A 14,057-nucleotide genomic window follows, 5' to 3' on the forward strand; every position below is an offset into this window, starting at 1 on the left:
TATAATAGTACTGAAGTTTTGACGATCCTTCCGTTCTGGTCACTTTACCGGGGATTGAGGAATGGTCGATGTGCCAAGATTTACCCTGCAGAAAATATTGCTGAAAAATGATCAATTTGCCCTTTGGCGCGGAACAAGAAACAGGGATCTTTTGCCGGTTCTGATAAAGGTTCCGGTCTCTTTTCCACGGCAGGAGATTGACGAGCGTCTGCAGCACGAGTATGCGCTGCGCAGGGAGCTCGAATCCAACTGGGCCGCCAAACCCCTTGCTCTTGTCCGAAAGAATGGAGGGAAGGTTCTCGTTTTCGAGGATCTCGGGGGCGAACCACTGGAGCGTCTCCTCGGTTCTCCTCTGGACCTCGGACGTTTCCTGCCGATTGCCATCTCTCTCGCTGATGCCGTCAGCCAGGTCCATGCCCATGGAATGATCCACAAGGATCTCAGGCCTTCGAATATCTTCATCGATGGTGCCGATCAAGTCAGGCTCATCGGCTTCGGCCTCGCTTCCCGTCTGCCCCGTGAACGGCCGACGCCCGAGCCTCCGGAAGTCATTGCCGGCACCCTGGCCTACATGGCTCCCGAGCAGACCGGGCGCATGAACCGCTCCGTGGATTCCCGAGCCGATCTCTATTCCCTTGGCGTCATTTTCTACGAAATGCTCACCGGCGCGCTTCCCTGTGTGGCCGCAGACCTGCTCGAATGGGTTCATTGCCATGTGGCTCGCCAACCGATATCCCTTGCCGAACGCAGTCCGGAGCTCCCACCGGCGGTCTCGGCCATCGTCATGAAGCTGCTGGCGAAAACCGTTGAGGAGCGTTACCGGACCGCTGCAGGCGTTGCGGCCGATTTGCGCCGTTGCCATTCAGAATGGCAGGCAAAAGGAACGATCGAACCTTTTCCTCTCGGCGAGCGGGACGTGTCGCCCCGGCTGCTCATCCCTGAGAAACTCTATGGACGGAGCAGGGAAGTTCGTGCCCTGCTGGAGTCTTTCGAGCGGGTCGTTGCCGGCAGTACGCCGGAACTGACGCTTATATCGGGCTTCGCCGGCATCGGCAAATCGTCCGTTGTCAACGAACTGAAGCAGATCATTGTTTCGCGCCGCGGCTGGTTCAGTTCGGGTAAATTCGATCAGTACAAACATGATATCCCCTATGCACCCCTCGCTCAGGCCTTGCGGCAGTTGGTCCGGCAGCTGCTGTTGAAGAGCGATGCGGAACTCGACGTCTGGCGGACAGAGATCCTGAAGGCGCTTCATCCGAACGGCCGACTGGTTGTCGATCTCATTCCCGAGTTGGAACTCATTACAGGCAAACAGCCGCCCGTCCCGGACCTCGGGCCGCGGGAGGCTGAGAACCGGTTTTTGGGGGTTCTGGCCCGGTTTCTCGAGGTCTTCGCCGGCCAGGACCATCCCCTCGTTCTTTTCCTCGATGATCTGCAGTGGCTCGACAGGGGGACCCTCAAGTTCCTTGAATACCTCTTCACCTACTCCGACATCAAATACCTTTTGGCCATCGGCGCCTATCGGGACAATGAGGTCGGACCCGACCATCCTCTGGCTGTTACCCTTGAGGCGATCCGCAGGAGCGGGGCGCCGTTACAGGAGACAGTGTTGCGCCCCCTGTCCGTCGATGACCTGGGACAATTGCTCGCGGATACCCTCCAGTGCAAACCTCCTCGCAATGAACCGCTGGCCCGGCTGGTGCATGCCAAGACCGCCGGCAATCCTTTCTTCGTGGAACAATTCCTGGAAGCCCTCTACCAGGAGCGATGCCTGGATTTCGACAAAGACACCCTGACCTGGCGGTGGGACCTGGAGAAAATTCGGAAGAAAGGCTTCACCGAGAATGTGGTCGATTTCCTTGCCGAAAGGCTTACAACGCTTCCTGCCGCTACCCAAAATATTCTTCGGACCGCCGCCTGTCTCGGCAGCAGTTTCGGGATTCCACTGCTTGCCCTTGCCTGCGGAAAGTCCGGTGATAAGACACTTGCCGATTTCTGGCCTGCGATCAGGGACGGTTTCGTCCTGCGATACGATGATAAATTTGCCTTTGCCCATGACCGCATCCAACAGGCGGCCTATTCCCTTATCCCTGGACCGCAGTTGCCGGAGCTGCATCTGCGCATCGGCACTCTGCTGTTGGAACAGACATCGCCCGAAGATCTGGCGGAAAAAATCTTCGAAATCGTGAGCCAGTTCAATCTGGGTACGGTTCTGATCTCTTCAGCATGGGAACGGGAGCGGGTAGCCGAACTCAACCTGCTTGCTGGAAGACGGGCCAAAGCTTCCGGGGACTTCGCGTCGGGTCTTCAGTATCTCGCCGCCGGACGGGCTTTGCTGGCGGAGGATGCCTGGGAGCGGCGATACGATCTCGTTTTTCCCCTGGAGCTCAGCAGGGCTGAATGCGAATATCTGACCGGCAAGACGACGGAGGCCGAGAAGCGGCTGTCAATGCTCTCGCACAAGGCCGTCAATATCGTCGACGCCGCCGCCGTCGCCAGCGTGCAGGCGGCCCTTTACACCACCCTGGATCGAAGCGACTTCGCCGTCGAAGCGTGCCTCAAGTTCCTCCGGCGTCTGAATATAGAGTGGTCGCCACACCCGGCCGAGGAGGCGGTCGACGAGGAATACCGGCTGTTGTGGAGACGTCTCGGTAGCCGCCGTATTGAAGAGTTGATCGACTTGCCTGCCATGAACGAGCCGGACTGGAACGCGACGCTGGATGTTCTTTCCTGGGCCAGCTCACCGGCCCTGTTCACCGATCATAATCTGTTTTGCCTTATCGCCGGACGCATGGTGAATCTCAGCCTGGAGCATGGAAACGGCGATGCTTCCGGCTTCGGCTACATCCGGCTCGGCATGGTTCTTGGGCCCCGTTTCGGAGATTACCAGTCGGGATTCCGGTTCGGAAAGCTCGGCCTCGATCTATTGGAGAAGCGGGGCCCCAGGCGTTTCATGGCGCGGACCTACCTGAACTTCGGTCATCTCATCAATCCCTGGACCAAACACCTGCGAAGCGGCGTTCATTGGCTGCGTCAGGGAGCCAGGGTGGCGCAGGAAACCGGGGACCTGACCTATGCCTGCTACATTCGCAATTGTCTCATCACACTGCTGCTTGCCGCAGGCGAGCCGCTCGGAGAGGTGGAGCGGCAGGCCGAGGCGGCGCTTGCCTTCGTGCGCAAGGCAAGGTTCGGGCTGGTTGTCGACATTATGACCGGTCAATTGAGGCTTATCAGGGTATTGCGGGGGCTGATGCCCGATTTTTCTTCCTTTGATGATGAAGGATTCAACGAGGAAAACTTCGAACGGCATCTGGAAGCGGATCCCCGCCTGGCCATTGCCAGCTGCTGGTATTGGATCCGTAAGCTCCAGGGGCGCTTTTTCGCGGGCGATTATCCATCCGCCGTCGATGCCGCGGCCAGGGCAGATCGACTGCTTTGGACGTCGCCATCGTTCTTCGAGACGGCCGAATATCATTTCTTCGCCGCGCTCGCTCATTCCGCCTGCTGTGAATCGGCGCCGGGCGTCGATCGGTCGCGCCATCTGCAGGCCGCCGTCGAGCATCACGAGCAGCTCCAGATCTGGGCGGAGAATTGTCCCGCCAATTTCGGCAATCGCGAGGCGCTTGTCGCAGCCGAGATCGCGCGGCTGAACAACCGGGACGGGGAGGCCATGCAGCTTTATGAGAAGGCGATCCGCTCCTCCAGTGGGAGCGGCTTCGTTCAGAACGCAGGGCTTGCCTATGAACTCGCCGCGGGCTTTTATCGGACCCGAGGGTTTGATCTCATCGCCGACGCCTACCTGCGCGAGGCCGTCACCTGTTATGCCGTCTGGGGCGCCGAGGGCAAGGTGAAACAGCTCGAAGGCAAACACCCCGGTCTTTTTAGAACCAGGGGCGCTCCACCCACCGGCACATTTGCCATGCATCCCGATCAACTCGACCTGCTCTCGGTGATGAAGGCATCCCAGGCCGTGTCCGGCGAGATCGTGCTGGAAAAACTTATCGAAACTCTGATGACCATTGTCCTCCAGCATGCCGGTGCTGAAAGGGCTCTGCTGATCCTTCCACAGGGGGAAGAATACCGGGTCGAAGCGGAAGCCGTCACAGGACCGGGCAAGGGAGTGATCATTTCCCGGCCGCCTGCGGTCATCCCGGCCCAAATGCCCGAATTGATCGTGCGTTACGTTCTGCGCACTCAAGAAAAGCTCATCCTGGATGACGCCTCGAGCCCCAACTTTTTTTCGGCCGACGAGTATCTTCGCCGGTCAAATTCGAGGTCGCTTCTCTGCGTCCCTCTGCTCAGGCAGAAGCGACTTGCCGGCATTCTGTACCTCGAAAACAATCTGACCCCCGGTGTCTTTACGGCAGGACGGGTGGCGGTGCTGGAGCTTATCGCTTCCCAGGCCGCGATCTCGCTTGAGAACGCCGTTCTCTACGGCGATCTGCAGCGGGAGAACAGGGAGAGGCGACGGGCGGAGGAGGCGGTCCGCGAAAGCCAAAGCCTGCTGCAGAGCATAATCGACAACTCGATGGCGGTGATTTATGTGAAGGATCTTCAGGGACGTTATCTCCTTGTCAACCGGCAGTTTGAAAAGGTTTTCCATGTTAACCGGCAATCCGTGGCAGGTTGCACCGACTATGACCTGTTTTCGCCGGACCATGCCGCCACTTACCGCGTTTTTGACCAGCAGGTCGTCGCCCTCGGAACTCCGCTCCAGGCCGAGGAGGAAGTGCCCCATGACGACGGCATGCACACTTACATCTCGATCAAGACGCCGGTTCTCGACAAGTCAGGCAATGTGTATGCGGTCTGCGGCATATCCACCGACATTACCGAGCGTATGCTGCTCGACCGGTTGAAGAATGAGTTCATTTCCACTGCCGCCCATGAACTCCGCACGCCTCTGACGATTGTCATGGGTTACCTGGAGCTGGTGATGAACAGGGAGGAACCCGTATCCGACGAAGACCGGAGAAATTATCTTGAGATAGCCTACCGGCATTCAGAGGCACTGGCAAAGATCGTGGAGGATCTCCTCGATCTGAGCAGAGTGCACGCGGGGCGATTGATCAGCTTGAACAGGTCCCGCCAGGACCTTGCCGCCCTGTTGGAAAGATCTGCCTCCACCTGGCGGGGATTGAGCCCTCGACACGACTTCACCCTCCATCTTCCCCGCACTCCGATTGAACTCAGTCTGGATCCGGACAAGATTTACCAGGTCCTGGATAATCTTGTCAGCAACGCTGTCAAATTTTCCCCCCGAGGAGGAAAAATCCGCATGAAGGGAGAATTTCTGGAGGGGATATTTCAGGTGACGGTCGAGGACGAAGGGATCGGTATGCACCCCGAACAGGTGGCGCACATCTTCGACAAGTTTTACCGGGCCGATGCCTCCGATACAGCAGCAGTCAGAGGCCTGGGGCTGGGAATGAGCATCGTCAAGCAGATCGTGGAAGGCCACGGCGGCCGGATTTGGGTGGAAAGCGAGGTGGGACGGGGAACGCGGGTTCATTTCGCCCTGCCGACGGATGAGGGCGATCGCGAAGGGGGCAGTCCCCGGGAAAGACCAGACAAATAGGTTTGGGCTCGTCCCTGCCGGGGCGGAACCCGCCTCCTCTCAAAAGCATTATCCCACTAAACGATTACCCAGCCATAACAGCAGAACAGTATAACTGGCCACGGATATCAGGGTCGAAAGCATGATGATGGATCCTGCCAGCTCGGCGTTGCCTCTCATCTGGTGGGCAGTGACATAACTGGCGGCCGCCGTCGGCGCCCCTGCCATGAGAATGGCAAGGTTGAAGTCGAGTCCCCGAACCTGCAGCAGCCGCAGGAAAAGGAAGGTTGCCAGGGGCATGGCGAGGGTTTTGAACAGGCTTGCCAGCAAGGCCTTTCTGAGATCCCCCCGCAGCTTCTGCAGGGAAAATCCGCCGCCGATGGCGATCAGGGCGAGGGGCAGGGCAACCCGGGCGAGGAGGTCGAGAACGCTGGCCGCGGGGGCAGGCAGGGGCAGGTCGAAGAAACTCCAGGACAAACCCAGCAGGGCACCGATGACGAGGGGATTGTAAAGCAGGTCCCTTTTCAGCGAAAGGCTCTGTTCTCCCTCGCAGCGGCCTTTGAAATAAGGCAGAAGCAGGGCCAGGATGGAGAGAAGGTTGAGCAGGGGGACCAGACACCCCATCAGCATGCCGGCCCTGGCAAGAGCCGTTTCTCCATAGGCGCTGAAGACGATGGGCAGCCCGATATAGGCCAGATTGGCTCGAAAGGCCCCCTGACTGAAAGTCCCGATGTCCCCTTTCGGGTACGGCCTCCAGGCCGCATAAAGATAGCTGACAGCGAAACCCGCAACCAGGGCCGCCGATGCGCCAAGAACCATGGGGCCGTTGAAGGTGTTGTGGAAATCGGCTGTGCCGATTTTGTAAAACAGAAGAGAGGGCAGGCAGACGAAATAGACCAGACGGTTGGCCTGATGAAAGAATCCACCGTCGAGCAGCCCCAGGTACCGCAGCAGGGAGCCCAGCCCTACGACCAGAAATACCGGCAGGATGATGTTCAGAACATTCAGCAATGCCATATTTTCATTCGATGATTAGGGCCTGGCCTGTCCGCGATTCTGCTTGCCGCAGGTGGGGCAAGCATACCTCAAGGACGGAGCCGGGGGCAACGGGCAAAAGGCAGATGTCTTTGCTTGACAATCCAGGCCTTATAGTTGATGTTTAATAAACCTTTGATGCGACGGAATCCGGGAGGTCCTATGACGGGCGGCAGGAAACAGGGTTTTTCCAGGTGGACCTTGGCGGCAGCGGTCGCCCTGGCCGCCCTGGTTGCGCTGGTTCTGATCGGGCTGCTCATGCAGAGGGGGAGAGAAGACGACATCGCTGTCGGGGAGCAGGCCCCGGGATTCGAATTGACCAGCATCGACGGCGGACAGGTCGAGCTTGCCGACTTCCGGGGAAAATTCGTCCTGCTTGCCTTCTGGACCAGCTGGTGTCCGGCCTGCCGTGAAGAAATGCCCGCCCTCCAGGGCCTGTATCGAGATTTTGCCGATTCCGATCTGGCCCTTCTCGCCATCAATCTCGGCGAGCCTCAAAGCATCGTTTCCGGTTATGTCGAAAAACATGGCCTTGGATTTCCCGTACTGCTCGACAGCGACGGAAGTGTTCAGCGACTGTATGGAGCCTATCAGATCCCGCTGTTTTTTCTGATTGATCCCGAGGGGAGGATTGTGGTACGTCATCTCGGCCCGCGGGATTGGTCCTCACCGGAGGTTCGCCGAGAGCTCTCCGAATTGATCGGGTCCGTTGAATCATGACTATGGATGTAACTTACTGGATTGCTTTTTCCGCGGGAATGCTGTCGTTTTTTTCGCCCTGCGTGCTGCCCCTGCTGCCCTCCTACATCACCTATATTACCGGATTGAGTTTCAGCCAGCTGCAGGAAGCCCATCCGGGAAAGCAGGTGAGATGGACCGTCCTGGTCCACTGCCTGCTCTTTATTGCCGGCTTCTCTACGGTTTTCATCGCTCTCGGGGCTCTTGCCGGTCTCGCCTCTGCTTCCTTTCAAGGGCAGTTGCGTGAAAGTCTGGGCTGGATTCAGAAGCTGGGTGGAGTGCTCATATTCCTGTTCGGCGTTCATATCAGCGGGCTGTTTCGCTTCGGCATTCTGCTTGGAGACAAGCGGATTCACATCCATGCCAAGCCAGCCGGCTTTCTCGGGACCTTCCTGGTGGGAGTGGCCTTCGCCGCCGGCTGGACCCCCTGCATCGGACCGATTCTCGGTGCCATTCTCACGCTGGCTGCCGGCGCCTCCGGTAGCCCGGGACGGGGCATTCTGCTGCTCGCTACCTATTCGGCGGGGATGGGAATCCCTTTTCTCGTTTCGGGACTGCTGTTTCACGCCTTCCTGGAATTTTTCAACACGTTTCGCAAATACATCCGGCTGGTGGAAATTTTCACCGGCATCCTGCTGATGATTGTTGGTGTCATGCTGTTTTTCAACATGTTCGGCATTGTCACCGGCTATCTCTATCAGATTCTTCCCGTCAATCCCTGATTCTTCCGGGTTTTTTGCCTTGACATCGGCCTGTCCATCTTTGTAGAGTTGAAAATCAATTTCACGGAGGGGGGGAGTGCGATGGTGGAAAAACGTGAGCGTTTCCGGCAGTATATGATCAGCAAGGGGCTGAAGTCGACGCGCCAGCGGGAAGTCATTCTCGATGCATTTCTGAATTCCACGGACCACATTTCCACGGAAGACCTGTATCTCAGGATCCGGAGCAAACACCCGCATATCGGCTATGCGACAGTCTATCGGACCTTGAAGCTGTTTGCCGAGAGCGGAATAGCCCAGGAACGGGATTTCGGCGCCGGCCAGACCCTTTACGAGACCAGCCGGAAGGGGGAGCACCACGATCACCTGATCTGCACCCAGTGCGGCGAAATCCTCGAGTTCGAGGATTCCCGCATCGAGCGGCTGCAGGAGCAGGTGGCGAAGGAGCGTGATTTTGTCATGACCCACCATCGTCTGGAAATTTTCGGTCTCTGTTCCAAGTGCGGAAAAAAATGAAAGTCGACGTTGCAGTTGAAGGTGAGCGAATTGTAATGGACAGCGAGAATATCGTTGATGAGTCCCGCAACACAATTATTCTGGTCGGCAACCCCAATGTTGGAAAAAGCGTCCTTTTCAACGTCCTGACAGGAACTTATACCGTTGTTTCCAACTATCCGGGCACTTCGGTGGCCGTATCCCGCGGGCACTGCGAGATCGATGGTACGCGGTTTGAGATACTGGACACGCCCGGCATGTATTCCATCATGCCGATCACGGAGGAGGAGCGGGTCGCACGGGAGATGCTGCTGCTGGAAAAGCCCCATGCCGTCATCCACGTGGTGGACGCCCGCAACATCGAGCGGATGCTGCCGATGACCCTGCAGCTCATCGAAGCGGGGCTGCCGGTCATTCTGCTGGTCAATATCATCGACGAAGCCGAGCGGATCGGCATGAAAATAGACATCGGGCTGCTGCAAGAAAAACTGGGCATCCCGGTGATCGGCGGCGCCATGCGCAGCAAACGCGGACTGCCGGAGGTCCGTCAGGCGATCGCCGCCTATTCCCCCGCGAAAAAGGCGGTGTTTGGATATTCGGCCGATCTGGACCGGGACATCGACAAGGTCGCCTCCGCCCTCGGCGGCCGTTACGCCCTATCCAGAAGGGCTTTGGCCCTGCTGCTGCTGCAGAAGGATGAGGAAATCCTGCAGTTGGTCCGGTGCACCGAGGGCGAGAATTTCGCTCTGGTGGAGCAGTCGGTCAATCAGACGGTGTTCGAACGGCGGCTCGATCTCCACCTGAGGATCAGTCTGGAGAGGAAAAGGGTCTGCAAAGGGGTGCTGGATGGCGTCATCCAGCAGCCTCAGGAACGCAGGAAGAATTTCGCCGACCGCCTGTCCGCCTGGACCATCAATCCCTGGACCGGTTTCCCTCTGCTGCTGCTGGTGCTTTACTTCGGCATCTATCAGTTCGTTGGTCAGTTCGGCGCCGGCACGCTGGTCAATTTCTTCGAAGGGATCCTGTTCGAAAATTATCTCAATCCCTGGGCGATCGCACTGGTCGAGCGCGCGACTTCCTGGTACTGGCTGCGCGAGCTTCTGGTCGGTGAATACGGGCTGTTCACCCTCGGGGTCCGCTACGCCGTGGCTCTGGTGCTGCCGATCGTCGGCACCTTTTTCCTGACTTTCTCCATTATCGAGGATGTGGGCTACTTTCCCCGCCTGGCCATGCTGGTTGACCGCATTTTCAAAAAAATCGGTCTCAACGGCCGGGCGGTGATCCCCATGGTGCTCGGTTTCGGCTGCGACACCATGGCCACCATGGTCACCCGCACCCTCGAAACCGTGCGGGAGCGCATTATCGTAACCCTGCTGCTGGCCCTGGCCGTTCCCTGCAGCGCCCAGCTCGGAGTCATCCTCGGTCTGTTGTCCGGGGTGCCCCTGGCCCTGCTGATCTGGGGCTTCTGTATCGCCCTGGTGTTTCTGGCCGTGGGATTTCTTTCGGCCCGCCTGATGCCTGGCGAGCAGCCGATGTTCTATATGGAGCTGCCCCCCCTGCGACTGCCCCAGTTTCACAACGTGATGATCAAGACCCTCAGCCGCATGCAATGGTATTTTCTGGAGATCTTTCCTCTGTTCATCATCGCGTCGGTGCTGCTGTGGGCCGGCAAAATGACCGGAGCCCTCAACTGGGTGGTCGCCGGCATGACGCCGCTGGTACGGTCCCTGGGCCTGCCCGCCGAGGTTTCCGCAGCCTTCATTTTCGGCTTTTTCCGGAGGGACTTCGGTGCTGCCGGGCTTTTTGACCTGCACAGCTCCGGACTGCTTTCCTCTCTTCAGCTGACCGTCGCGGCCGTGACCATGACCCTGTTCGTTCCCTGTATCGCCCAGTTTCTGATGATGAAGAAGGAGAGGGGCTGGAAGGTAGCCCTGAGCATATTCCTGTTTGTTTCCCTGCTGGCCTTCAGCGTGGGCTGGCTGCTGAACCGCCTGTTGTCGGTCACCGGATGGCTATGATGCAATGCGCCTTCTGCGGCAGAGAATTCTCCTCCCGCTCCGGTGAGGCGAAAAACCCCTGCGGCCGCTGTCTGGGAAAATGCCAGAAACGCTATTGCCCTTACTGTGGATACGGAAATCCCCTGGTGCCCGGGTATCTGCAGAGGCGGAATAACCGAAAATCGAAGGAGAAAAAAAGTGACGATGAATAATTCCTGCAAAGCCGAGGACCTGCTGGAGGCTCTCTGGATGGCCGTGGTGGAGGAGGGGGATAATTCCGCCAGTCTGGACGAGCTCGGTGTGGAAGCGGGGGACCAGGCCCTGGGCGAACTGGTCGCGCGGTCCCTGGTGGAAATCCAGGGTGAGCGGGTTTATCTGCGGCCTGCAGGACGCCTCGAAGGGGAGCAGGTGGTTCGGCGGCACCGCCTCGCCGAGCGCCTTATGATGGATATCCTCGACATGAAGGACTCCAATGCCAACAGCACCGCCTGCGAATTTGAACATCTCCTCAATGAAGGGATGGAAACCAAGATCTGCACCCTTCTCAACCATCCCACGACCTGCCCCCACGGCAAGCCGATCCCGCCGGGCCCCTGCTGTCTGGAAGCCCGGGAAAAGGGGGATGTCGGCGTCGTGAGCCTGACGGAGATCAAGGTGGGCGAGACGGCGGAGATCGCCTATCTGGCGACCGACGACAGCAAAAAAATGCAGAAACTGATGTCCATGGGGGTTTTGCCCGGCAACCAGATCAGGCTCAACAGGAACTTTCCCAGCTACATCTTCAGTGTCGGCAATTCGGAGTTCGCCGTGGACGAAATGCTGGCCCGGGAAATTTTCGTTCGCAAGGGATGACGGCCTCCAAACCTCCTTCTCCCTGCCGCTCATGAAAACTCCTTCCCTCCTCGGGATTATTTTGCTAAATTGACGGCCGGTAAATGAAATTCGACTTCGTCCGGGCGTTGACAGGGGTTTCTCCTCTTTTCTGCAGACATGCCTCCAGTAATCCTCCGCCCCCTGGCGAGAGCAGACGGATAATTTTCCCGAGGCTCGCATGGCCGACCTTTTCGCCAATGCCACCCTGAAAAAAAAGCTCACCGGCATCACCATGCTGGTCTGCAGCATCGTGCTGTTGCTGACCTTTGCCGCCTTCATCGCCGCGGAAATATTTTCTTTCCGCAAGGTCATGGTCAGCAACAACGCTTCCCTTGCCGAGGTCATCGCTGCGAACAGTTCCATCGCCCTGACTTTCAATGATCGCGACCTGGCTCAGAACACCCTGGAAGCCCTGGCTTCCCAACCCGATATCCAGCTGGCTTACATCTTCGACAAGCGGAATCAGCCTTTCGCCCGGTATTATAGATGCAAAGGCCAGGCTGAAGAGCACGCCTCCCGGCGCCTCGAACTATCTGAACCCGAACTGAAACAGCTTGCCGAAGGGGTCAGCGCCGGGAAGAAATCGAGCCGCTTTTCCAGCAGCCACCTGACCACTTTTTGTCCGGTCTATTTCGAGGGAAATCCCGTCGGCATGGTCTATCTCAATGCCGATATAGGACCCTTCTACAACTGGCTGCATTTCTTTGCGGGGGCAGGGCTGCTGGTCGTCGGAGTCTCCTTTCTGCTGGCCTACCTGCTTTCTCTTCGCCTTCAGGAACTGGTGTCCCGTCCCATACTCTATCTTGTGGAGAAGATGAACCACGTTCGAAGGGAGGAGGATTTTTCCATCCGGGCGGAAAAAACCTCCGATGACGAGGTCGGATCTCTGGTCGATGGTTTCAACAGCATGCTCAGCCGGGTTGAGGAACGGGACGGGCAACTGGAGCGCTATCGGCACCATCTCGAAGACCTGGTTTTCAAGCGGACTTCCGAACTGCACGAAGCGAATCAAAAATTACAGCAGACGGTCGTAGAGCTGGAAACCGCCAAAACCAAGATTGAAGCCGCAAGTCATGCCAAATCGCAATTTCTGACAAGCATCAGTCACGAGCTCCGAACCCCCATGGTCGGAGTGCTGGGGACTTCCGAACTGCTGTTGGCCAGCAGCCTCGATTACTATCAGCGCAATCTGGTGGAGACCCTCCTTGAATCGGGGGAGGGCTTGCTGACCCTGCTCAACGATCTTCTCGACCTGTCGAAAATTGAAGCGGGAAAACTTGTTCTGGAACACATTGATTTCAGCCTTGCGGAGATCATTGAAACCCCGGTCAAATTGCTCGCCAAAGGGGCGCGGGACAAAAATCTCGAGTTGCTCTGCCGTTGTGAGCCCGATGTGCCAAGGCATCTGCGCGGGGATCCGGGCCGGCTGCGCCAGGTCATTTTCAACCTGGTCGGCAATGCCATAAAATTCACCCCGGCAGGTGAGGTTGCGCTCCACGTCAAACTGGTGCGGCAACAAACGGATCGTGCCACCCTCCGTTTTCTGGTCAGTGACACCGGTATCGGCATCGCTCCGGCCGCCCGGGAGAGGATCTTCGATGCCTTCTGCCAGGCGGATAACTCCGTCACCCGTAAATTCGGCGGTACCGGATTGGGCTTGTCCATCGTCAAGCAGCTGGTGGAAAAGATGGGCGGAAAGATCGGTTTGAGCAGTGAACAGGGAACGGGATCCCTGTTCTATTTCACGGTCGATCTGGAGGTGCCCGAGAAAGTGGAGAGGGACCGCATTTCTCACGGAAAAAAAGGAACCGGAAAACGAGTCCTGGTCGTCGACGACAGCCTGGCCGTTCGTCAGATGTTCCGGGAACGGTTCAAGGCGGAAGGGTTTGAGGTGGTTACGGCGGCAAGCTGTGAAGAGGGTTGGAGCCATCTGCAAAACGGCCAGGATGCCGGCAACGCTTTTTATGCCGTTGTCCTGGACGAGGAGCTGCCCGGGGAGGATAGCCGGCGTTTGGCCGAACTGCTGACCGAAAGCGGTTTTGACGGATGGCTGGTGGCCGTCAAGAACCGGGACAATATGCCCTGCGGGGAACTCGATGGCGTCGATGCCGTGATTTACAGGCCGCTGCTGCCCTCTGTGGTCGATGAATGCCTCGCGAAGATCCTCGAGGGACCTCCCTCGCCCCTGAAGGCGCCGCCGAAATCCGTTCAGGATCCGGACGGAGGTGCGGAGGATGAAAAGGAGCTGGTTAAACGCAGGGGCAGGATACTTGTGGCTGAAGACAACGTAACCACCCAGAATCTTTTGAAAATCAGTCTTGGCAGCGCCGGGCACGAGGTCGTGGTTGCCGGAGACGGGAAAAGCGCTCTGGACATCTGGCGGAACTCGTCCTTCGACCTAATACTGATGGATTTCAATATGCCGGAGATGGACGGCTGCACGGTTACTCGCCAGATCCGCGCCACGGGCTGGAGACATCCGATCGTGGGACTCACGGCCCATACTTCTGATAATCATGTCGAACAGTGCCGCGAGGCGGGCATGGACGACTATCTCTGCAAGCCTTTCAAACAGAAGCAATTGCATCAAGTCGTAGAAAAATGGCTGGCGGAAGGTGTCTTTTCGGGAGCCGGATGACGGCA

At 58.0% G+C, this 14,057-nt stretch carries 8 protein-coding genes; 7 read left to right on the forward strand and 1 reads right to left on the reverse strand.

Features of this window, described 5'->3' with window-relative positions:
• The first annotated feature begins 61 nt into the window (after window positions 1-61).
• Complete coding sequence (locus tag R2940_11665) at window positions 62-5,578, forward strand: AAA family ATPase (protein MEZ4600434.1); 5,517 nt, start codon at window positions 62-64, stop codon at window positions 5,576-5,578.
• Between the two features lie 48 nt (window positions 5,579-5,626).
• Here R2940_11665 and R2940_11670 read toward each other — a convergent pair whose 3' ends face one another.
• A complete protein-coding gene (locus R2940_11670) occupies window positions 5,627-6,574 on the reverse strand; it encodes an AEC family transporter (GenBank protein MEZ4600435.1) in 948 nt (315 codons plus the stop codon).
• A gap of 180 nt (window positions 6,575-6,754) precedes the next feature.
• On the opposite strand from R2940_11670, the gene R2940_11675 reads away from it, so the two are divergent.
• From R2940_11675 to R2940_11700, 6 genes are all read left to right on the forward strand, one after another.
• Window positions 6,755-7,312, forward strand: coding sequence for a TlpA disulfide reductase family protein (locus tag R2940_11675; GenBank protein ID MEZ4600436.1), 558 nt, complete (start codon window positions 6,755-6,757; stop codon window positions 7,310-7,312).
• Window positions 7,309-8,052: a cytochrome c biogenesis CcdA family protein gene (locus R2940_11680; protein ID MEZ4600437.1), complete on the forward strand. Its 744-nt coding sequence runs from the start codon at window positions 7,309-7,311 to the stop codon at window positions 8,050-8,052. The genes R2940_11675 and R2940_11680 overlap by 4 nt, the downstream gene beginning before the upstream one ends.
• A gap of 81 nt (window positions 8,053-8,133) precedes the next feature.
• Entirely contained in the window at window positions 8,134-8,565 is a 432-nt protein-coding gene (locus R2940_11685; protein ID MEZ4600438.1) for a Fur family transcriptional regulator, read from the forward strand.
• Window positions 8,562-10,562 (forward strand): ferrous iron transport protein B, encoded by a 2,001-nt coding sequence (gene feoB, locus R2940_11690; protein ID MEZ4600439.1) that lies wholly within the window; start codon window positions 8,562-8,564, stop codon window positions 10,560-10,562. Before R2940_11685 ends, feoB begins: the two co-directional genes overlap by 4 nt.
• Window positions 10,563-10,745: 183 nt before the next feature.
• On the forward strand, window positions 10,746-11,393 hold the full coding sequence (locus R2940_11695) for a metal-dependent transcriptional regulator (GenBank protein MEZ4600440.1): 648 nt from the start codon (window positions 10,746-10,748) through the stop codon (window positions 11,391-11,393).
• 199 nt (window positions 11,394-11,592) lie between these two features.
• Entirely contained in the window at window positions 11,593-14,052 is a 2,460-nt protein-coding gene (locus R2940_11700) for a response regulator (protein MEZ4600441.1), read from the forward strand.
• Window positions 14,053-14,057 lie beyond the last annotated feature (5 nt).

It is taken from the genome of Syntrophotaleaceae bacterium, from assembly GCA_041390365.1.
Classification (GTDB): Bacteria; Desulfobacterota; Desulfuromonadia; order Desulfuromonadales; family Syntrophotaleaceae; genus JAWKQB01.

Coding starts and splice junctions, on each gene's coding strand:
- R2940_11680 (MEZ4600437.1), top strand. CDS start 7,309: ATGACTATGGATGTAACTTACTGGATTGCTTTTTCCGCGGGAATGCTG.
- R2940_11695 (MEZ4600440.1), top strand. CDS start 10,746: ATGAATAATTCCTGCAAAGCCGAGGACCTGCTGGAGGCTCTCTGGATG.
- R2940_11685 (MEZ4600438.1), top strand. CDS start 8,134: ATGGTGGAAAAACGTGAGCGTTTCCGGCAGTATATGATCAGCAAGGGG.
- R2940_11670 (MEZ4600435.1), bottom strand. CDS start 6,574: ATGGCATTGCTGAATGTTCTGAACATCATCCTGCCGGTATTTCTGGTC.
- R2940_11700 (MEZ4600441.1), top strand. CDS start 11,593: ATGGCCGACCTTTTCGCCAATGCCACCCTGAAAAAAAAGCTCACCGGC.
- R2940_11665 (MEZ4600434.1), top strand. CDS start 62: ATGGTCGATGTGCCAAGATTTACCCTGCAGAAAATATTGCTGAAAAAT.
- feoB (MEZ4600439.1), top strand. CDS start 8,562: ATGAAAGTCGACGTTGCAGTTGAAGGTGAGCGAATTGTAATGGACAGC.
- R2940_11675 (MEZ4600436.1), top strand. CDS start 6,755: ATGACGGGCGGCAGGAAACAGGGTTTTTCCAGGTGGACCTTGGCGGCA.